Genomic DNA, 19,218 nt, shown 5'->3' with positions numbered 1-19,218 from the left:
ACACCCCGTTTATCCGTTTTGTCCCCGTCTTTACGCGCCGATCCGTATCGTTCAATGCACGGCTGGCATGCGCATGCGAGGGCGCGTCGCGTCCGTGGCGTGCCGGCCGCCACACGATAGGGAGTTGTCATGGACTGGGTATATCTCGGCGTGCTTGCGGTGTTCGTTGCCACGACCGTCGGTTTTGTCGCGTTCTGCGCGTCGGTAGGAGGGCAGCAATGACCGCCATGTATTGGCTGAGCGGCGGACTCACGCTCGCGCTGCTCGCTTATCTCGTCTACGCGCTGTTCAAGCCGGAGGACCTGGCATGACACTCAACGCCTGGATTCAGCTCGGCGTTTTCCTCGTCGTGCTGCTGGTGCTGGCACGCCCGCTCGGTCGTTTCATGGCCGACGTGCTCGCCGGTGAATCTCGCGTGAACCGCTGGTTCGCGCCCCTGGAACGCGCGCTCTATCGAGTGTGCGGCATCGATCCCGACAAGGAAATGCACTGGCGCGCCTACGCGGTCGCGCTTGTCGGCTTCAACGCGCTTGGCGCCCTGGCGGTTTATGCCCTGCAACGCTGGCAAGTCTGGCTGCCGCTCAACCCGCAGGGGTTCGGTGCTGTCAGCCCGGACTCGTCGATGAATACGGCCGTGAGCTTTGTGTCCAATACCAACTGGCAAGGCTATGGCGGTGAGTCGACCATGAGCTATCTCACGCAGATGCTCGGTCTGGCAGTGCAGAACTTCATGTCGGCGGCCACCGGGATTGCCGTGGTGGTCGCGCTCATTCGCGGCTTTGCCCGTCATACGGCCCAGACGATCGGCAACTTCTGGGTCGATATGACCCGCATTACGCTCTACGTCCTGGTACCGATCTCGATCGTGCTGGCGGCGGCGTTCATGAGCCAGGGCGTGATTCAGAACTTCAGCGCTTATCAGGATGTGACGACGCTGCAGGCCACCCATTACGACAATCCGGTGCTCGGCCCGGACGGTCAGCCGAAGCTCGACGCCGCCGGCAAGCCGGTGACGACGCCTGCCGTGACGCAGACGCAAACGTTGCCGATGGGGCCGGTCGCCTCGCAGGAAGCGATCAAGATGCTCGGCACGAACGGTGGCGGCGTGTTCAACGCGAACTCGGCGCATCCATTCGAGAACCCGACGCCGCTGTCGAATTTCCTGGAGATCCTGGCGATCTTCCTGATCCCGGCCGCACTGTGCCATATGTTCGGGCGCATGGTTGGCGATCGCCGTCAGGGACTGGCGCTGCTCGCCGCGATGACGATTGCATTTTCGATTGCCGCGGTGGCCACGGTGTCGGCCGAGCAGGCCGGCAATCCGGTGTTGACGACGCTCGGTGTCGATCAGCAAGCGAGTGCGACGCAGGCAGGCGGCAACATGGAAGGCAAGGAGACGCGCTTCGGCATCGCGGCCTCGGGCATTTTCGCGACGGTGACGACGGCCGCCTCGTGCGGTGCCGTCAACACGATGCACGATTCGCTCACGCCGCTGGGCGGACTGGTGCCGATGCTGCTGATGCAGTTGGGCGAGGTGATCTTCGGCGGCGTGGGCTCGGGGCTCTACGGGATGCTCGTCTTCGCGATGCTCGCGGTGTTCGTGGCCGGGCTGATGATCGGACGCACGCCGGAGTATCTCGGCAAGAAGATCGAAGCGTTCGAGATGAAGATGGTCGCCGTGGCCGTGCTCATGACGCCATTGCTGGTGCTGCTCGGCACCGCCCTCGCGGTACTCGTGCCGGCTGGGCAGGCAGGCGCCGCGAATCCGGCAACGCACGGCTTCTCGGAAATTCTCTACGCCTACAGTTCGGCCGCGAACAATAACGGCAGCGCGTTTGCGGGGCTGTCGGCCAACACGCCGTTCTATAACAGCACGCTGGCGATCGCGATGTGGTTCGGCCGCTTCTGGGTGATCGTGCCGGTACTGGCGATTGCCGGTGCCCTCGCACGCAAGAAGCGCATTGCCGCGACCTCGGGCACGTTGCCTACCCACGGCCCGCTGTTTGTCGTGCTGCTCCTCGGTACGGTGCTGCTGGTGGGCTCGCTCACTTATATGCCGGCGCTTGCACTCGGTCCGGTCGCCGAACATCTGACGATGATCGGTGCGCATTGATTATTGAAATGAGGCATTCGAGGCACTCATGAATCAACCCTCAGGAAATACCGTCACCCGGCCGGTGGGCAAAGGGCATACGCCGACGTCACTGTCGATGTTCGACCCTGCCATCGTCAAGCCCGCCATTGTCGACTCGTTTCGCAAGTTGCACCCGCTCACACAGGCCAGAAATCCGGTGATGTTCGTGGTGTACGTGGGGAGTTTGCTCACGACCGTGCTCTTCGGCATGGCCATATCGGGCCACGCCGAGGCGAGCGCGCCGTTCATCCTCGCCATCGCGTTGTGGCTGTGGTTCACGGTCTTGTTCGCGAACTTTGCCGAAGCCCTGGCGGAAGGCCGCAGCAAGGCGCAGGCCGCGTCGTTGCGCCAGGCCAAGAAGAACGTGCCGGCCAAGCAATTGCGGTCGGCCCAGCCCGACGCGGAATGCCTGGTGATCGACAGTGCCAGCCTGCGTCGCGGCGATTTCGTGCTCGTCGAAGCCGGCGATGTGGTCCCGGCCGACGGCGAAGTGGTGCAGGGCGTGGCGTCGGTCGATGAATCGGCCATCACGGGCGAATCCGCCCCCGTGATCCGCGAGTCGGGCGGCGATTTCTCGGCCGTCACCGGTGGCACACGGGTGCTCTCGGACTGGCTGGTCATGCGCGTGACGGTCAATCCGGGCGAGGCGTTCCTGGACCGCATGATCGCCATGGTGGAAGGCGCGAAGCGGCAGAAGACGCCGAACGAGATCGCGCTCACGATTCTGCTCGTCGCGCTCACGCTGGTGCTGCTGCTCGCCACCGCCACGCTGCTGCCGTATTCGATCTACAGCGTGTTCGTCACGCAAGCCGGGCACCCGGTCACGATTACGGTGCTTGTCGCGCTGCTGGTTTGCCTGATTCCGACGACGATTGGCGGGCTGCTCTCGGCCATCGGTGTGGCCGGCATGAGCCGCATGATGCAAGCCAACGTGATCGCCACGTCGGGCCGTGCCGTGGAAGCGGCGGGCGACGTCGATGTGCTGCTGCTCGACAAGACCGGCACGATCACGCTGGGCAACCGTCAGGCATCGCAGTTCGTGCCCGCCCCGGGCGTGGACGAGCGTGCGCTGGCCGACGCCGCACAACTCGCTTCGCTGGCCGACGAGACGCCGGAAGGCCGCAGCATCGCCGTGCTCGCCAAGCAGCGCTTCAATCTGCGCGAGCGGGAAATGGGTGGCCTGCACGCGCTGTTCATCCCGTTCTCTGCGCAGACGCGCATGAGTGGGGTGGACCTGGAGGACAAGCAGATCCGCAAGGGGGCGGCGGACGCGCTCAGGCACTACGTGGAATCGGCCGGCGGGGTATGGCCGGCGGCGCTCGCCAATGCGGTCGACGAGATCGCGCGTCGCGGCAGCACGCCGCTGGTGGTGGCCGAGCAAGACGCACTCGGTGCCCGCGTGCTGGGTGTGATCGAGCTGAAGGACGTGGTCAAGGGCGGCATCAAGGAGCGCTTCGCCGAACTGCGCCAGATGGGCATCACGACGCTGATGGTCACGGGCGACAACCGTCTGACGGCCGCGGCCATTGCAGCCGAAGCGGGGGTCGACGATTTCCTCGCCGAAGCCACGCCGGAAGCGAAGCTCGCGACGATTCGCAAGTATCAGGCCGAAGGCAAGCTGGTGGCGATGACGGGCGACGGCACGAACGATGCTCCGGCGCTCGCCCAGGCGGATGTGGCGGTGGCGATGAACTCGGGAACGCAAGCCGCGAAGGAAGCGGGCAACATGGTCGACCTGGATTCGAATCCGACCAAGCTGATCGAGATCGTCGAGATCGGCAAGCAGATGCTGATGACGCGCGGCAGTCTCACGACGTTCTCGATTGCCAATGACGTGGCGAAGTACTTCGCGATCATTCCGGCGGCATTCGCGACGACGTATCCGCAACTCGATGCGCTCAACGTGATGCGCCTGGCGAGCCCGTCCTCGGCGATCCTGTCGGCCGTGATATTCAACGCGCTGATCATCGTGGTGCTGATTCCGCTGGCGCTCAAGGGCGTGAAGTATCGCCCGGTCGGGGCCGCGACGCTGCTGCGCCGCAACCTCCTGGTTTACGGTCTGGGCGGGATCCTGGTGCCGTTCGCCGGCATCAAGGTCATCGACCTGATCATCGCCGCGATGGGCTGGGCCTGATCGCGCGGCGCCCGAACGCGATGGCCGATCGGCCATGCGTTCGGGCCACATTGCTGAACCTCTAAGGAATTGATGTCATGAAAACCCTCTTGCGTCCGATGCTCAGTCTGTTCGTCGTGCTATCGGTCATTACGGGGCTGGTGTATCCGCTGGTCGTCACCGGCATCGGCCGCGCGGCGTTTTCGCGCGAAACCGCCGGCAGCTTGATCTACCGCGACGGCAAAGCCGTCGGATCGTCGCTGATCGGTCAGAATTTCGACGAACCGAAGTACTTCTGGGGTCGTCTGTCGGCCACGGCGCCGATGCCCGATAACGCGATGTCCTCGGGCGGCTCGAACTTCGGCCCGCTCAACCCCGCGCTCGCCGACGCCGTAAAGGCACGCATTGCCGCCTTGCGTGAAGCCGATCCGAGCGCAACGCTGCCGGTGCCGGGCGATCTGGTCACGGCCTCGGCCAGCGGTCTCGACCCGGCCATCAGCCCGGCAGCGGCCGACTACCAGGTCACGCGCGTGGCGAAGGCGCGCGACCTCGCGCCTGACACGGTGCGCTCGCTCGTGGCGCGATACACCGAAGGCCGGCAGTGGGGCATTTTCGGAGAACCCAGGGTGAATGTTCTGAAGTTGAACCTGGCGTTGGACGCACTGGCGCACGGCCGCATCTGAAATGGGTATCCGCCGCGCGCGGCAAGCCGGCAAATGGCTGGTCTTGCCTCGCCGCCTGCGGTAGATTGGCGGCACGCCCGGCGCGTGTCGCTTTTGAGCGTCGTTGGGCGACCGATGATGTGACGCGAGCCTCGCCTGACGGCGAGGCGTTCGCTTTTCTGATGGACTGATTCGATGGCTGGCATGGAACGCCCTGATCCCGACGAACTGCTCGACAAGCTGCAGCGTGAGGAAGCCCGCGAGCAGCGCGGCCGGCTGAAGATCTTCTTCGGCGCGTCAGCCGGGGTGGGCAAGACGTTTGCCATGTTGCAGGCCGCGCGCAAGCTCAGCGAGGAGGGCACCGATGTCGTGGTCGGCGTGCTGGAGACGCACGGCCGCGACGAAACGGCGCGCCTGCTGGAGGGGCTGGAAGTGCTGCCGCAGAAGTCGGTCGACTACCGCGGCCGCGTCCTGCGAGAATTCGACCTCGACGGCATGCTGGCACGCAAACCCGCCGTGGCGCTGATCGACGAACTCGCCCATGCGAATGTGCCGGGTACGCGGCATCTCAAGCGTTGGCAGGACGTGCATGAGTTGCTCGATGCCGGCATCGACGTGTACACCACGCTCAATGTGCAGCACCTGGAGCGGCTCAACGACGTGGTCGGACAGATCACGGGCATTCGTGTATGGGAGACCGTGCCCGATCGCATCTTCGATCTGGCCGACGAAGTGAAGCTGGTCGACTTGCCGCCCGACGAGCTGCTCGAGCGCATGCGCGAGGGCAAGGTATACATGGCTGCGCAGGCCGAGCGCGCGGTGCGCAACTTCTTCCGCAAGGGCAATCTGATCGCGTTGCGCGAATTGGCGCTGCGCCGCACGGCCGATCGCGTCGATGCGCAAATGCGCGAGTACCGTGCCGATCAGTCGATCAGCCATGTGTGGCAGGCGCGTGAGCGGCTGCTCGTCGCCGTCGGCCCTGGGCCGGAGGGCGTGGCGCTGGTGCGCGCGGGCGCGCGGCTCGCGGCAAACCTGCGTGCCGACTGGTTGGCCGTCCATGTGGAGACGCCCGCCATCCTGCGGCAATCGCCCGTCCGTCGAGAAAGCACCTACGCGGCGCTCAAACTCGCGCAGGAGCTGGGCGCCGAAACCCTCACGCTCGACGGCGCGGACGCGGCGACCACGCTGCTCGCCTATGCCCAGATGCGTAACGTTTCGAAGCTGGTGGTGGGCGCAAGCGGCGCCCGGCGCTGGTGGACGGCGCGCACGCCGCTGCACGAGCAGATGATGCGGCTCGCCCGTGGCGTGGACGTCGTGCTGATCGGGCCGGCGGCGGGGGATGCGGTGGCCGATCGGCGCGTGGTGCGCGGCGACTGGCGCGGCTGGTTTGAATCGGCCCCCGAACTGGGGCTCGTGGGCGGACCTTGGCGCGCCTACGCGTGGGCGGTCGGGATCTGCGGCACCGTGTCGCTCGCCGCGGCGCAACTCGTGTCGTTCCTGGACCTGGCCAATATCGCCATGTTGTACCTGCTCGGTGTGATCGTGGCGGCCATGCGGTTGGGGCGCGGGCCGGGGGTGCTGGCGTCGTTTCTGTCGGTGGTGGCATTCGACTTCTTTTTCGTGCCGCCGAAGATGTCGCTGTCGGTGTCCGATACCCAGTACCTGCTGACATTCACCGTCATGCTTACCGTCGCCCTGGTCATCAGCCATTTGACGACCAGCCTGCGGTTCCAGGCACGGCTGGCCACATGGCGCGAGCGTCGCACGGGCGCAGTCTACGCCATGGCCCGCGAATTGGCGGCAGCGCTCACCACGCCGCAGATCGTGGAAATCGGCTCGCGCCATGTGCGTGAAGTGTTTCAGGCGCGTGTGGCGCTGCTGCTGCCGGATAGCCAGGGGAGCGTGCGGCAGCCGATCGAGAATGCGCGCTCGGAAACCCTGCCGGCGCATATCGACACCGATGTGGCGCGATGGGTTTACGACCGTCAGCAAGCGGCGGGGCGGGGCACCAACACGTTGCCTGCGTCGGACGCTTACTATCTTCCGCTGCGCGCGCCCATGCGCACGCGCGGCGTGCTGGTGGTCGCCCCCACGCCGCAGGGGGGAGGGGCCATCGGTACGCCGGATCAGCAACGTCTGCTCGATACGTTCGCCGCACAAATCGCCCTTGCGCTCGAGCGCGTGCATTATGTCGAAATTGCCCAGGATGCGCTGGTGACGATGGAGTCCGAGCGGCTGCGCAACTCCTTGCTCTCGGCAATCTCACACGATCTGCGAACGCCGCTGACGTCCATCGTGGGTTTCGCGAGCATGCTGAGCCGCAACGCCGAGACGCCCGGACCGTTGCGCATCGACCTCGTCGAGGCCATTCACGAGGAGGCGCAGCGCATGACGGGGCTCGTGACCAATCTGCTCGACATGGCGAAGTTGCAGGCGGGTGGCGTGCCGCTCAACCGTCAGTGGCAGATGCTCGAGGAAGTGGTGGGCACGTCGTTGCGTGCCTGCCGCCGGTCGCTCGCCGGGCACATCGTGACCACGCGGCTGCCCGCCGACCTGCCGTTGCTGCGCTTCGATGCCGTGCTGCTGGAGCGCTTGTTCACCAACCTGCTGGAGAACGCCGCGAAGTATTCCCCCGCGGGCTCGCATATCGAGATTGCCGCGCGTGTGCATGGCGACGAGGTGGAAGTGAGCGTGAGCGACGATGGTCCAGGCCTGCCTACGGGCATGGAAGGACGCATCTTCGAGAAATTCATGCGCGGGGAAAAGGAGTCCGCCAAGCCCGGCATCGGGCTCGGACTGGCGATCTGTCGCGCCATTGTCGAGGCGCACGGCGGTAGAATTCACGCCACCAACGTACCGGACGGCCAGGGGGCGCGCTTCATCTTCACGTTGCCGGTGGAGACACCACCGATGGCGCCGGAGGGGGTGGACGGTCCGGAAGGCGTCAATACGGACGGGCCGGACATGATGCCCGCATCGCGCACGACCGCCCCGGAGGATATGGCGGTTATGCCCGCTGACGAGCCGCAGACACCCCGCACACCCGACGTGGACACGACCCGAGAACATGAGTGAACCGACCATCACCATCGTGGTGATTGAAGACGAAAGGCAGATCCGACGATTCCTGCGCACCTCGCTGGAAGCCGAAGGCATGGTCGTGCACGAGGCGGATACCGGGCGGCGGGGCATGGTCGAGGCCGCGACACGCAAGCCGGATCTGCTCATCGTCGATCTGGGACTACCGGATATCGACGGTGTGGAGGTCATTCGTGAAGTGCGAAGCTGGACCGATATGCCAATCATCGTGCTGTCCGCTCGCAACGAGGAGTGGGAGAAGGTCGTGGCACTCGATGTCGGCGCCGACGACTATTTGACCAAACCGTTCGGGGTGTCGGAGCTACTCGCGCGGATCCGGGCACAGCTGCGACGCCATCATCGTGGCGGCAATGCGCAAACCCTCGACGAAGCCATTTCGTTCGGCGATATCCACATCGATCTGGCGAGACGCAAGGTCACGCGTGCGGGAGACCCCGTGCATCTGACGCCGATCGAGTACCGGCTGCTGATCACGCTGGTGCGCCATGCGGGGCGCGTGCTGACGCATCGGCAATTGCTCAAGGAGGTGTGGGGGCCGTCGCACGTGGAGAGTCATCACTATTTGCGCATCTACATGGGCCACCTGCGCCAGAAGCTGGAGGCCGATCCGGCGCAGCCACGGCACATCCTGACGGAGACGGGGGTCGGCTACCGGCTTGAAACCGACGCGCTGGGTTGAGCCTTGGTACGTTTGACTGGGCGGGGGGGCGTCTGCGGTTCGTGGTGTGGCACGCTGGGGGGCTCATGCGTGGCGCGGCGGTGCGATCCGAAGCGCCCTTGTGATCGATCCGACGTCCGATCACGACTGACGACCACGGTGTGCGAGCTTTGCTAGAATCGGCTCGTTCTGTCTCGGGTGTGTGACGATCTCCCTTGCGGTCAGGCGCGCATTCGCGACGTTGCGACGTTGCGAAGCTGGCGCGCCGCCGCGTCATTCGACATCCGATGGAACCCCTTGCCGGGACGACCCAGCAAGCGGATCTCTTCGCTTCCGGGGACGACCCCGATTTATTCATCGGAGTTTGTCATGGCCTGGATGCTTCTCGTTTTTGCCGGTTTGCTGGAAGTGGCGTGGGCCGTCGGCCTCAAATATACGCAAGGGTTTTCGCGTCTCTGGCCGTCGGTGTTCACGATTGGCGCAATGATCGGCAGTGTCTGGCTGCTTGCGCTGGCCGTGCGTTCGCTGCCGCTGGGCACGGCGTACGCCATCTGGACCGGTATCGGCGCAGTCGGGGCGTTTGTGCTGGGCATTGTGCTGTTTGGAGAGTCGGCGTCCGCTGCCCGTATTGCCAGCGTGACATTGATTCTCGCGGGTCTCGTCGGGTTGAAGTTGACCGCCGCCTGAACGCGCCGGTCCGCTTGAGCCGGCTACGCCAAATCCTCGTTTTCCGGCACCGGTGGTGCGTTGTCGCAGCGCGCGGCATAATGACGCGGTAGCGGTCGTGTTACGTCTCGGTGGCTGTCTGGCGGCGTGCGTTCGCCGACTGTGCGTCATTGATGCGTCACTTGGGAAGTCAGCCCGGCAAAGGGGGCGGGCGGGTAGCGGCCCGCCATGGCCGTTACCGCGTCGGCGGTACGCGACGCGTGATCGTGCGACGCCGTCATGTCGGCGGTAGTGAGGTCGCCATGCTTGAATCGATTGCGCTGGGTGCGGGGCTGTCTTGGGGCAGTGGCCTGCGCTTGTACCTGACGGTGTTCTGCGCGGGAATGGCGGCGCGTCTGGGATGGCTGCATCTGCCACCCTCGCTGGCCGTGCTGACGTCGACGTGGGTGATCGCCACGGCCGGCGTGCTGGCGGCCATCGAGTTCTTTGCCGACAAGATCCCCTTCGTCGACAGTGCCTGGGATGCTGTGCATACCTTCATCCGCATTCCTGCCGGGATCGTGCTGGGGGCGGCGGCGCTGGGGCAGATGGATCCGACCGTCATGGTGCTGGCCGGGCTGGGGGACGGTGCGCTGGCGGGTACGGCCCATCTGGCCAAGGCGGGCAGCCGGGCGCTGATCAACACGTCGCCGGAACCTTTCTCCAATGTGGCGGCCTCAGCCGGCGAAGATGTGTCGACGGTGGGCGGGCTCGCGCTGGCGTTTTTCCTTCCCGCCGTTTTTCTCGTCATGTTATTGATCTTCGTCGTGCTGGCGTGGTGGTGGCTGCCTCGCGTCTGGCGCGGTTGGCGATCGTTGCTGGCGCGGGTCAAAGGATTGAGGAACGATGGGGTTCACTGACGTTGCCCGCCAGGCATGGCGGATGTTCCTGCGCGATTGGCGCGCAGGCGAATTGCATCTGCTTCTCGTCGCGTTGTTGCTGGCGGTCGGCGCACTCTCAAGCGTGGGATTTCTCTCGGATCGGATGCAGGGTGGCCTTGAGCGCGATGCCCGGCAGATGCTCGCCGCCGATCTCGTCGTGCGCGGCGACGCCCCGCTGTCGCCGGCATTTGCGCGTCAGGCGCAGGCCGATGGGCTGGCCACGGCCGTCGTTGCCAATTTCCCCAGCATGGCCAGCGTCCCGGGCGAGCACGGGCAGATCGGCGCGAGCCGTCTGTCGTCGCTCAAGGCGGTGAGCGATGGCTACCCGTTGCGCGGGCGTGTGCGCACGGCACCCGATGCCGGCGCCGACACGCCCGATGCCCCCGCGGCGACCATTCCCGCGCCGGGCACGGTATGGGTCGACACCGCGCTGCTCGATGCCCTGCACGTCAAACCCGGCGGGTCCATTCGCGTGGGCAATCGGACGTTACGCATCGCCGCCGTCATCACGCGCGAAATGGACCGTGGTTATGGCTTCGGATCGCTGGCCCCGCGCGTCATGATGCGTTTCGACGAACTGCCCTCGACGGGGCTGGTGCAGTTCGGTAGCCGGATTACCTACCGGCTGCTGGTGGCCGGCACGGACGCGCAGGTCGCCAGGTTCGCCGCGTGGGCGCGGCCGGCCGCCGAACAGGCGCGCGGCGTGCAACTCGAATCGCTGGAGGAAGGGCAGCCGCAGGTGCGTCAGACGCTCGATCGCGCTGACCGCTTCCTCTCGCTGGTGGCCCTGCTCGCCGCCGTGCTGGCGGCGGTGGCGGTGGGCATCGCGTCGCGCCGCTACAGCGAGCGCCATCTCGATGCCTGCGCCGTCATGCGTTGCCTGGGCCTGTCACGCCGGGCGTTGCGCGGGATGGTGACGCTCGAATTCATCGGGCTTGGCCTGATGGGGGGGGTGTTGGGCGTTGCGCTCGGCTACGCGGCGCATTGGGTGCTGCTCGCGCAGTTGGGGAGCGTCATCCCGGCGGGGTTGCCGGCGCCGACGTGGCGACCGGCGGTCTTGGGTCTGGCGAGTGCGTTGGTGATGCTGCTGGGTTTCGCGCTGCCGCCCTTGCTGCCGCTCTCCGAGGTTGCGCCCCTGCATGTGCTGCGGCGGGATGTCGTGGGCGGGGCGCGTCGGCAAGGATGGCTTGCGTATGGCGCAAGTGCACTGGCCTTCGGCGCCCTGCTGCTGTTCGCCGCGCGAGACTTGCGGCTCGGGGCCATGGTGGCGGGCGGGTTCGTCGCCGCAGCCGTGGTGTTCGGTGGGCTCGCCTGGCTCGCCATTCGCGTGCTGGCGGCCTGGGCCAGGCGTCGCGGTGCTTCGGGCGGGTCGATGGGGGGCATCGGATGGCGCTACGCTGTGGCGGGCTTGCGCCGTCGCGGACTCGGCAGTGCGTTGCAGGTGGTGGCGCTCGGGCTGGGGTTGATGGCGCTGTTGCTGCTCGCCGTGACGCGTAACGACCTGGTCGCGGGCTGGCGTCAGTCGAGTCCGCCGGACGCGCCGAACCGCTTCGTCATCGATATCCAGCCGGGGCAGGATGCACCGGTGCTGTCGCAATTGCACGCCGCAGGACTGCCGAACGTGCAGCTCTCGCCGATGATTCGTGCGCGTCTGACCGCCATTAACGGCAAGCCGGTGACCGGCGAGAGCTACACCGAAGTGCGGGCGCGGCGTCTTGCGGAGCGCGAGTTCAACCTGTCTTACACGGCGGTGCTGCCTGAAGGCAATCGTGTGACAGCCGGGCAGTGGTACGGTGATGCCTCGACGCCCCAGATCTCCATGGAAGAGGGCATCGCGAAGACGCTTGGCCTGGCGCTTGGCGACACGCTGCGCTTTGAAGTCGCGGGCCAGCACATCGACGCGCCGATTACGAGTCTTCGCAAGCTGGACTGGGGATCGATGCGCGTGAATTTCTTCGTGGTGATGCCGCCCGCCGCGCTGCGCGATTTTCCGATGACGTGGATTACGTCGTTTCATCTTGCGCCACAGCAGCAGGGCGTGGCCGATGCCTTGGTGCGTCAGTTCCCCAACGTGACGGTGATCGACACGGGCGCCTTGCTCGCGCAGATCCAGCAAATCCTGTCGCAGGTCATCCACGCCGTGCAGGCGCTGTTCCTCTTTACGCTCGCGGCGGGTGTGCTGGTGCTCTATGCGGCACTCGCGGGTACGCGCGATGAGCGGATGCGCGAGAGCGGTATCTTGCGCGCATTGGGGGCGTCGTCGCGGCAACTTCGCGACGTGCATCTGGCGGAACTGGTGACTGTCGGCGCGCTGGCCGGACTGCTGGCAGCATTGGGCGCCGGCGCGCTCGGCTGGGCACTGGCGCGCTACGTCTTCGAGTTCGCGCTGCACTTCAATCCGTGGCTGCCGTTGCTGGGCGTCGGCGCGGGCGTGCTTTGCGCGCTGATCGGCGGATGGAGCGGCCTGCGGGCGGTGCTGCGTCAGTCGGCGGTGCACACGTTGCGCGAGGTTTGATGCCCTTCAGGGGCGCTGCGGCATCGTGCCGCGTCCAGGCGCGTGGCAGACGCGATGGGCCTGGGGCACAATAGTGGGCATGACGACCGAAAACACTCCGCAAACCCCACAGACGGACGACGACACGCAGGACACCCCCGCGCAACCGACCGCCTTTATCCTGCTTGGCGGCGAGGATCGCGTGCGCGAACTCGTCGACCGTTTCTACGACCTGATGGACCTCGAGTCCGAGTTCGCGGGCATTCGCAACCTGCATCCGGCGTCGCTCGGCAGTTCGCGCGACAAGCTCTTCTGGTTCCTGTGCGGATGGCTGGGCGGGCCGAATCACTACATCGAACGGTTCGGCCATCCGATGTTGCGTGCCCGTCATCTGCCGTTCCCGATCGCCACGAGCGAGCGCGACCAATGGTTGCGCTGCATGGCGTGGGCCATGCAGGACATTGGGGTCGAAGCGCCGCTACAGGAACGGCTGATGCAGGCGTTCCATGGGACGGCGGACTGGATGCGCAATCGGGCGGGTTGAGATTACGAGAGGGGCTGGACAGACCTCGCCATCCCCACGCTATCTATCCCCGCCTTGCTGCGACGAGCGCAATCCGGATGTGTCAGACGTTCATGACACCCGCCGGCACGCCGGCATGGGCGTGCGATGACGTCTGAGCCGGATCGGTCGCGCCAGGGTTTTGAGGGGCCGCCCTGAATTCGGAAGTGTCCGGTCGGTATCTCCCCTCTTGTCCGAACGGGCTCTGGTAATTCAACTGACGCTCGACGAGATCCATCGAGCGACGCTCCTCCATCGACGTCATCCATCCGATCAGACCTTCCGTGGCGACGCCGCCGAACGCTCGGTATGCGGCTGCCGAAAACCCGATGCATGATTGCAGCGCGTCAATATCGAGCGACTCGGTGGGCGGCGCTTCGGAAGGGACGGCAGCCGGCGCTTGCGTGGCGCTTTGCGATCGTTCGGCCATGGCATGATGCTCCCCCGCGATTCTGCCCGCCTGATTGAAGAACAGCATCATCGAGGCGCCCAGCAGGGTGGTCTGGTATTTGGATCCGTACCGCTCGAGGTGTTTTGACCCGAGGAGCGCACCGGCCGAGGCAAGCCAGGACGTGTCCTTGATTTGGGCCGTCGTCGTCGAAGGCGTGCAGTACTTGCCAAGGGCGACAGTCAAATCCATCAGGCTGGACAACGTTGCGAAGGAAGCGGTTCCGAGCGTCACTTTGTGGGCGGTTGCCAAGGCGCTGTCGTCATAGATCTCCTTGATGTTGTTCAGGCTGGCGACGCTCAACGTCGCCAGGCTGAGACCGAAGTTGCCCACGTGTTGCATCAAGGCCGTGAAACGGCCAACGGTGGACGGTGACGGCCGCAGATGATGCAGCGCGCGAGTGTCGTCTTGCAGCGTGCCGAGCGCGATTCGCGCTTCGCCGGCGAGCGATGTCCCGGTCGAGATCGTCTCCGACGGGCTGTCGTTGTGATGGCTGGCCACGTAGGTGGGGGCATGCAAGGTGTCAAGTCTGGACATGAAGGGTCTCGGAGGGATCGATTCAGGGAGAGGGATTCCGCGCGACGGATTCAGTGCGACGGATTGGGAGAGACGGACTCAGAGGGCGTCGATCAGACGCGTCAGCTTGTCATGCAGATCAGGGGGGCGGCCGGTGCGTTGCACCATGTCAAGCGCATCGCTGGCCATCTCGCGTGCGGTCTCGACATCGCCATTGCGCTGCACGCACACGGCGGCGAAGTACAAGGGCTCGGGGTCGCCATAGTCCCGTGCGACCGCGATCATCAAGGGGGCGGCGGCATGTTGGTAATCGCCGAGTTGGCAAAGCACGTAGCCGAACGCCTTGTAGGCATCGGTGCGCTCCGGGTAGGCGAGGCAGAGGTCGGCAAATGCGCGTGCGGCGCCGATGAAGTCGTTGGCCGCGCACAAGGCGTACGCGTGCGAGAAGGCTTGTGATGCGATCTGCGGATTGATCGGTGGGGGGGTATTTCGTGTGACTTGCATGAGAGGAACGGTTCCCGTTGGCAACGTTTCGGATATGTCGGCACACCACTGGCTTGGTGCGCGATCAGATCCTACGGTTGACGTCGTATTCGTCTCTTTCGATTTGCGGACAAAGGTGTTGTCCGATCGCTATGCGTGAACGCATTGGGAAAAACAGTGTGCCCCGTACGCCGCGTATGCCCAATCTGGCGGTGTTGGGCGGATGCCGCGAAACCTTTACGGGGGAAGGGAAGTCGGCGGGTAGCCGCTCCTTCGGAGACTCCGCCATGTGCGGCGTCGCGACCGTACTGGTGTTGCGCCGTCGTATTGTCCCTTGTCACTTGCGCCCGGTTCGCGCGACTATGGCGGATCATCTACGGAGACACGCCTATGAGCACCGAAGCCCTCTTTCGGCAGGACGCCTATCTGCGCCAGTGTGAGGCGCGCATCACGCATATCGACGAGACCGGCATCATGCTCGATCGCACCGTCTTCTATCCGCTGGGCGGCGGACAGGCTGGCGACGCGGGTGAGCTGGCGCTCGCGGACGGCACCCGCCTCGCCATTGCCGACACGCGCAAGTCGAAACACGAGGGCGCGACGCCCGACGACGCGGTCCATGTGCCCGCGGAGGGACAGCACGACGTGTTGGCGCGGCTCTCCGTCGGCGACACCGTGCGCGCAGAGATCGACTGGGCGCGACGCTTTCGTCACATGCGCTTTCATACGGCGTCGCATTTGATGTGCGCCGTGCTGCCGCATCCGGTGGACGGGTGCAGCATCACCACGGAGTACGCGCGGCTCGATTTCGTGACGAACGAGCCGATCGAGCGCGAGACGGTCGAAGCCGGGCTGGCGGCGCTCGTCGCGGCGGCACGGCCGGTGGCCATCGACAGTATCAGCGACGACGAGATGGCGGCGCGTCCCGAACTGGTGCGCACCATGAGCGTGAAGCCGCCGGTGGGGCTGGGGCGCGTGCGCCTGGTGCGCATCGAAGGCATCGATTTGCAGCCGTGCGGCGGCACGCACGTGGCCAACACTGCGGAAATCGGCGCACTGCGCGTGGCCAAGATCGAGAAGAAGACGTCGCGTACGCGCCGCGTGGTGTTGGCCTTCGCTTGAGTCTGGCATCATGCGAGGCATCCCTTCCACGCACGCTCACGCATCAGGATGGTCAATGGCGATACCGGTGGCACCGACGTCTTCGCAAGCCCCACCGTGGCAAGCGGTACTCGATTTCTGGTTTGGCCCCCCGGACGCGCCCGATTACGGGATGGCGCGACCCGAGTGGTTCCGCAAGTCAGGCACGTTCGACGAATTAATTCGGACTCGCTTCGGCGCGCTGCACGCGCGGGCACTCGACGGGGCCCTGGAGGATTGGGCGCAGACGCCGCTCGGGGCCTGCGCGCTGATCGTGGTGCTCGACCAGTTCTCGCGCAATCTCTTTCGGGGGCACGCGAGGGCCTTTGCCGGCGATGCGCAGGCGCTGGCCGTGGCGCGGCGCCTGGTCGAGGCGGGCGACGATCAGCGTCTGCCCACACCGCACCATCGCGTTTTCGTCTACCTGCCGTTCGAACACGACGAATCTCTGGAGAGCCAGTACCTTTCTCTGGCCCTGTATGCGCAACTGGCGAAGGCGTCCGGGCTGGTCGATAACCTCGATTACGCACGCAGGCATGCGGTCGTCATCGAGCGTTTCGGACGCTATCCGCATCGCAACGAGGCTTTGGGACGGGCATCGACGCCCGAGGAAATCGCATATCTGAAGACGCCCGGATCGTCGTTCTGACAACGGGCTAATGGAGCGCCTAGGCGCCGGGTGACGTCGACGCCGTCGCCGCATTTCCGGCTCGGCGGCGTTGGTGCCATCGGATCGCGCAGAAGCCGATCATGTAGGCGAGCGTACCGCCGGCGGCCGCACATGCGGCGAGGCCGGTCGCAAGATGCAGCGTTGCTGTGCCGAAATCGAGGTTCGTCAGTTGGGTCCACACGCTCTCTCTCGCTTGTGCTGCGGCGGCTACCGTCGCCTCGATCTCGGCCTGGGTCGGCCACTCGAACATCCAGCGGCCCAGACGGTGCGCCCCCCAATAGACGAAGGGCGCCGTCAGCGGATTGGTCACCAGCGTGCCGACTGCGGCGAGGAACAGATTCCCGCGCAACAACGCGGCAGCGAGAATCGCCACGAGCATCTGACCGAAAGGAATCAAGATCCCGAAAAAGACACCGCACGCCAGCCCGATCGCCACGCCACGCGGCGTGGCTTGCCACAACGCGCGGCGCAGCAGCAACGCGGCATGCGGGCGCAGCCAGCGTGAACGCAGCAGTCGCATCGGGCGAAGCATCTTTAACATCATGGGCAGGTCGCTCGTCGAGGAAGTCATGGACCCAGGCGGGCATGGGGCGGGTGCGCACACGATGACCCGCATGCGACGGATGTCTGAGTGCGGGGCGCTGCAGGAGTTCAATGACGCTGCGCGGGGAGCCTGCCGAGCAGGCGGGGTCCCCTGTCTGGCAGGCAGAACGCGCTAGCGGTGAGGGGCGAGAACTCACGCTGCGCTGTCGGTGACCTGCGCAGCGATGACGCGGATGCGCTCAGATCTGCGAGCGCTGGCTGGCCCAGCGATCGATTTGCGACGGCGTGAAGGTTCGCAGGGTATCGAGCAACGCTTCGGGCGACGCACTGATCTGCAACTGGTCGAGTTGCGGACCCTTGAGGAACTGCTCCGTTACCATCGATTCAAGAAATACGATCAGCGGATCGTAATACTGCTCGACGTTGAGCAAGCCGATCGGTTTTGCGTGATAGCCGATCTGCAGCCATGTGAACACTTCGAACAGTTCCTCGCACGTCCCGATACCGCCCGGCATGGCAATGAAGGCCTCCGACAGATCGGCCATCATCTGCTTGCGCTGGTGCATGTTCTCGACGACGTGCAATTGCGTCAGCCCGGTGTGACCGACCTCCCGTTCCATCAGGGCTTTTGGAATGACGCCGATGACTTCTCCGCCGTGGGCGAGCACGGCATCGGCAATGATGCCCATCAGACCGACCTTGCCGCCGCCATACACGAGACGCATGCCCGCTTGTGCCATGCGGCGCCCCAGATCGCGGGCCGCCTCTGCATAGGCGGGGCGCACCCCAGGGGCGGCACCGCAGTAAATACAGATGGATTTGACTTCCGATGCCATGTGTTATTGCGCTCGCTTGGCCGACGATTCTCGCGCCATATTGTCGTAAATCTCGCGCGAGCTGCCTTTCAGGTACGGCGCCATTTGCGAGAGGATGTGATAGCTCGCCTGATGCAACCCGGCGCCGATCTCTTCGGGGTCGTTGTACTTGCGCGGGTTCATCACGAACTGGTAGGACAACCAATACGTGGAAAGCACCACCATGTTGGTCGTGACCACCTCGATCTCTTCGGGCGTGATTTCCATTTCGCCCTCGGCCACGAGCAGGTCGCACATCTCGCGCGCGAAACGCTTCTTGTGGCCGACGATGACCTTGAAGTGCGTCTCCAGCGTACGGTTGCGTGCAAGCAGGTCGTTGAGGTCGCGGTAGAGGAAACGGAAGCGCCACAGAAATTCCGACATGTATTGCAGGTACGTCGAGACTTCGTCGAGCTTCGGCTTGTGGTCGTCAGGCAGCCGCAGTCGCCGTTCGATTTCCTGCTCGAACTGGGCGAAGATGCTGTTGATGATGTCGTCTTTGTTGCGGAAGTGATAGTACAGATTGCCGGGGCTGATTTTCATCTCCTCGGCAATCGTGGTGGTCGTGACGTTGGGTTCGCCGATGTCGTTGAAGAGCCGGAGTGACACCTCAAGAATTCGTTCGCGGGTACGGCGTGGCGGCTTTGCTTCCATGTCTGTCGGCCCCGGTAAGCGGCAAGCTTGGCGAACGATGTTCGCCGCTTGCGTCTATGAGTGGAGTATCAGGTATATGGCGACCGATTATACTCGGCAGCCGCGCACTGCCAAGCATGGGAAACAGAGGTATCGAGCGATATCAGAAAAACGCTGTACGTATCCGTTCGACAATGACGGGCCCGGCGAGCGAGGCCCAGGTGAGCAGGCAAAGGCCAAGCGCGATGAGGACCGCCGCGCTCCCGAAATCCTTGGCACGCTTGGAGAGTTCGTGCCGCTCCAGGGAGATGCGGTCGATGGCCGCTTCGATACTGGAGTTGACCAGCTCGATGATGAGCACGAGCAGGACCGAGCCGATGAGCAGCACGCGCTCGACCGACGTGACCGGCAGGAAGATCGCCGCCGGCAGGAGGATGGCGGCAAGCGCCAGTTCCTGCCGGAAGGCGCTCTCTTCGAACACGGCAAACTTGAAGCCGGACAGGGAGTACTTCAGGGCGCGCCACGCACGCATGACGCCCCGGTTGCCCTTGTACGGATTCGGTTGTTTGTCGCGTGGCGGCGGGTGATCGATGAACAAGCGTCGGGTTCCTCGCCGCAACGGG

Annotated in this window: 18 protein-coding genes; 12 read left to right on the top strand and 6 right to left on the bottom strand. The window is 65.1% G+C overall.

Going from position 1 to position 19,218, the window contains the following annotated elements; genetic code table 11:
* Positions 1 to 218: 218 nt before the first annotated feature.
* The 10 genes from kdpF (at position 219) to PTE31013_RS10600 (ending at position 13,290) form a co-directional block, all read left to right on the top strand.
* Positions 219 to 311, top strand: a complete 93-nt coding sequence (kdpF, locus tag PTE31013_RS10645) for a K(+)-transporting ATPase subunit F (RefSeq protein WP_063389843.1) — start codon at positions 219 to 221, stop codon at positions 309 to 311.
* Complete coding sequence (kdpA, locus tag PTE31013_RS10640) at positions 308 to 2,113, top strand: potassium-transporting ATPase subunit KdpA (RefSeq protein ID WP_150612784.1); 1,806 nt, start codon at positions 308 to 310, stop codon at positions 2,111 to 2,113. The genes kdpF and kdpA overlap by 4 nt, the downstream gene beginning before the upstream one ends.
* Positions 2,114 to 2,210: 97 nt before the next feature.
* Entirely contained in the window at positions 2,211 to 4,268 is a 2,058-nt protein-coding gene (kdpB, locus tag PTE31013_RS10635; protein WP_150613029.1) for a potassium-transporting ATPase subunit KdpB, read from the top strand.
* A gap of 77 nt (positions 4,269 to 4,345) precedes the next feature.
* Positions 4,346 to 4,930 carry a potassium-transporting ATPase subunit KdpC gene (gene kdpC / locus PTE31013_RS10630; RefSeq protein WP_150612783.1) on the top strand — a complete coding sequence of 195 codons (585 nt, stop codon included), beginning with the start codon at positions 4,346 to 4,348 and terminating at the stop codon, positions 4,928 to 4,930.
* Positions 4,931 to 5,113: 183 nt separating this feature from the next.
* Positions 5,114 to 7,984: a sensor histidine kinase gene (locus PTE31013_RS10625; protein ID WP_150612782.1), complete on the top strand. Its 2,871-nt coding sequence runs from the start codon at positions 5,114 to 5,116 to the stop codon at positions 7,982 to 7,984.
* Positions 7,977 to 8,687 carry a two-component system response regulator KdpE gene (kdpE, locus tag PTE31013_RS10620; RefSeq protein WP_150612781.1) on the top strand — a complete coding sequence of 237 codons (711 nt, stop codon included), beginning with the start codon at positions 7,977 to 7,979 and terminating at the stop codon, positions 8,685 to 8,687. Before PTE31013_RS10625 ends, kdpE begins: the two co-directional genes overlap by 8 nt.
* A 348-nt stretch (positions 8,688 to 9,035) precedes the next feature.
* On the top strand, positions 9,036 to 9,353 hold the full coding sequence (sugE, locus tag PTE31013_RS10615; RefSeq protein ID WP_150612780.1) for a quaternary ammonium compound efflux SMR transporter SugE: 318 nt from the start codon (positions 9,036 to 9,038) through the stop codon (positions 9,351 to 9,353).
* A 281-nt stretch (positions 9,354 to 9,634) separates the two neighbouring features.
* Positions 9,635 to 10,231 (top strand): DUF4126 domain-containing protein, encoded by a 597-nt coding sequence (locus PTE31013_RS10610; protein WP_150612779.1) that lies wholly within the window; start codon positions 9,635 to 9,637, stop codon positions 10,229 to 10,231.
* On the top strand, positions 10,218 to 12,767 hold the full coding sequence (locus PTE31013_RS10605; RefSeq protein WP_246174272.1) for an ABC transporter permease: 2,550 nt from the start codon (positions 10,218 to 10,220) through the stop codon (positions 12,765 to 12,767). The genes PTE31013_RS10610 and PTE31013_RS10605 overlap by 14 nt, the downstream gene beginning before the upstream one ends.
* Positions 12,768 to 12,846: 79 nt before the next feature.
* Positions 12,847 to 13,290 carry a group II truncated hemoglobin gene (locus tag PTE31013_RS10600; RefSeq protein WP_150612778.1) on the top strand — a complete coding sequence of 148 codons (444 nt, stop codon included), beginning with the start codon at positions 12,847 to 12,849 and terminating at the stop codon, positions 13,288 to 13,290.
* 82 nt (positions 13,291 to 13,372) lie between these two features.
* On the opposite strand, the gene PTE31013_RS10595 is transcribed toward PTE31013_RS10600, so the two are convergent.
* Positions 13,373 to 14,293 (bottom strand): hypothetical protein, encoded by a 921-nt coding sequence (locus PTE31013_RS10595; protein WP_150612777.1) that lies wholly within the window; start codon positions 14,291 to 14,293, stop codon positions 13,373 to 13,375.
* Positions 14,294 to 14,371: 78 nt separating this feature from the next.
* Positions 14,372 to 14,776: a hypothetical protein gene (locus PTE31013_RS10590; protein ID WP_150612776.1), complete on the bottom strand. Its 405-nt coding sequence runs from the start codon at positions 14,774 to 14,776 to the stop codon at positions 14,372 to 14,374.
* Positions 14,777 to 15,145: 369 nt separating this feature from the next.
* Between PTE31013_RS10590 and PTE31013_RS10585 the strand changes: the two genes are divergently transcribed.
* The gene (locus tag PTE31013_RS10585) at positions 15,146 to 15,877 is read left to right on the top strand and encodes an alanyl-tRNA editing protein (RefSeq protein WP_150612775.1); all 732 of its coding nucleotides are present in this window, start codon (positions 15,146 to 15,148) and stop codon (positions 15,875 to 15,877) included.
* Positions 15,878 to 15,932: 55 nt separating this feature from the next.
* The gene (locus tag PTE31013_RS10580) at positions 15,933 to 16,544 is read left to right on the top strand and encodes a DUF924 family protein (RefSeq protein ID WP_150612774.1); all 612 of its coding nucleotides are present in this window, start codon (positions 15,933 to 15,935) and stop codon (positions 16,542 to 16,544) included.
* Between the two features lie 19 nt (positions 16,545 to 16,563).
* Here the strand turns inward: PTE31013_RS10580 and PTE31013_RS10575 are convergent, their stop codons facing one another.
* The 4 genes from PTE31013_RS10575 to PTE31013_RS10560 all read right to left on the bottom strand — a co-directional run bounded on the left by PTE31013_RS10575 (position 16,564) and on the right by PTE31013_RS10560 (position 19,193).
* Entirely contained in the window at positions 16,564 to 17,109 is a 546-nt protein-coding gene (locus PTE31013_RS10575) for a DUF2062 domain-containing protein (RefSeq protein ID WP_174978513.1), read from the bottom strand.
* Between the two features lie 238 nt (positions 17,110 to 17,347).
* Complete coding sequence (locus PTE31013_RS10570) at positions 17,348 to 17,944, bottom strand: LOG family protein (RefSeq protein WP_150612772.1); 597 nt, start codon at positions 17,942 to 17,944, stop codon at positions 17,348 to 17,350.
* 3 nt (positions 17,945 to 17,947) lie between these two features.
* Positions 17,948 to 18,616: a TetR/AcrR family transcriptional regulator gene (locus PTE31013_RS10565; protein ID WP_150612771.1), complete on the bottom strand. Its 669-nt coding sequence runs from the start codon at positions 18,614 to 18,616 to the stop codon at positions 17,948 to 17,950.
* A gap of 142 nt (positions 18,617 to 18,758) precedes the next feature.
* Positions 18,759 to 19,193, bottom strand: a complete 435-nt coding sequence (locus tag PTE31013_RS10560; protein WP_150612770.1) for a diacylglycerol kinase — start codon at positions 19,191 to 19,193, stop codon at positions 18,759 to 18,761.
* Positions 19,194 to 19,218: the final 25 nt, after the last annotated feature.

The sequence above is a fragment of the Pandoraea terrigena genome, assembly GCF_902459705.1.
In the GTDB taxonomy this organism is placed as follows: Bacteria; Pseudomonadota; Gammaproteobacteria; order Burkholderiales; family Burkholderiaceae; genus Pandoraea; species Pandoraea terrigena.
The sequence above is the reverse complement of the archived record's forward strand: the minus strand, read 5'-3'. Positions and strand labels throughout refer to the sequence as shown.

Bases quoted from the DNA above. Each gene is read 5' to 3' on its own strand.
- kdpF (WP_063389843.1), top strand. From the start codon at position 219: ATGACCGCCATGTATTGGCTGAGCGGCGGACTCACGCTCGCGCTGCTC.
- kdpA (WP_150612784.1), top strand. From the start codon at position 308: ATGACACTCAACGCCTGGATTCAGCTCGGCGTTTTCCTCGTCGTGCTG.
- kdpB (WP_150613029.1), top strand. From the start codon at position 2,211: ATGTTCGACCCTGCCATCGTCAAGCCCGCCATTGTCGACTCGTTTCGC.
- kdpC (WP_150612783.1), top strand. From the start codon at position 4,346: ATGAAAACCCTCTTGCGTCCGATGCTCAGTCTGTTCGTCGTGCTATCG.
- PTE31013_RS10625 (WP_150612782.1), top strand. From the start codon at position 5,114: ATGGAACGCCCTGATCCCGACGAACTGCTCGACAAGCTGCAGCGTGAG.
- kdpE (WP_150612781.1), top strand. From the start codon at position 7,977: ATGAGTGAACCGACCATCACCATCGTGGTGATTGAAGACGAAAGGCAG.
- sugE (WP_150612780.1), top strand. From the start codon at position 9,036: ATGGCCTGGATGCTTCTCGTTTTTGCCGGTTTGCTGGAAGTGGCGTGG.
- PTE31013_RS10610 (WP_150612779.1), top strand. From the start codon at position 9,635: ATGCTTGAATCGATTGCGCTGGGTGCGGGGCTGTCTTGGGGCAGTGGC.
- PTE31013_RS10605 (WP_246174272.1), top strand. From the start codon at position 10,218: ATGGGGTTCACTGACGTTGCCCGCCAGGCATGGCGGATGTTCCTGCGC.
- PTE31013_RS10600 (WP_150612778.1), top strand. From the start codon at position 12,847: ATGACGACCGAAAACACTCCGCAAACCCCACAGACGGACGACGACACG.
- PTE31013_RS10595 (WP_150612777.1), bottom strand. From the start codon at position 14,293: ATGTCCAGACTTGACACCTTGCATGCCCCCACCTACGTGGCCAGCCAT.
- PTE31013_RS10590 (WP_150612776.1), bottom strand. From the start codon at position 14,776: ATGCAAGTCACACGAAATACCCCCCCACCGATCAATCCGCAGATCGCA.
- PTE31013_RS10585 (WP_150612775.1), top strand. From the start codon at position 15,146: ATGAGCACCGAAGCCCTCTTTCGGCAGGACGCCTATCTGCGCCAGTGT.
- PTE31013_RS10580 (WP_150612774.1), top strand. From the start codon at position 15,933: ATGGCGATACCGGTGGCACCGACGTCTTCGCAAGCCCCACCGTGGCAA.
- PTE31013_RS10575 (WP_174978513.1), bottom strand. From the start codon at position 17,109: ATGATGTTAAAGATGCTTCGCCCGATGCGACTGCTGCGTTCACGCTGG.
- PTE31013_RS10570 (WP_150612772.1), bottom strand. From the start codon at position 17,944: ATGGCATCGGAAGTCAAATCCATCTGTATTTACTGCGGTGCCGCCCCT.
- PTE31013_RS10565 (WP_150612771.1), bottom strand. From the start codon at position 18,616: ATGGAAGCAAAGCCGCCACGCCGTACCCGCGAACGAATTCTTGAGGTG.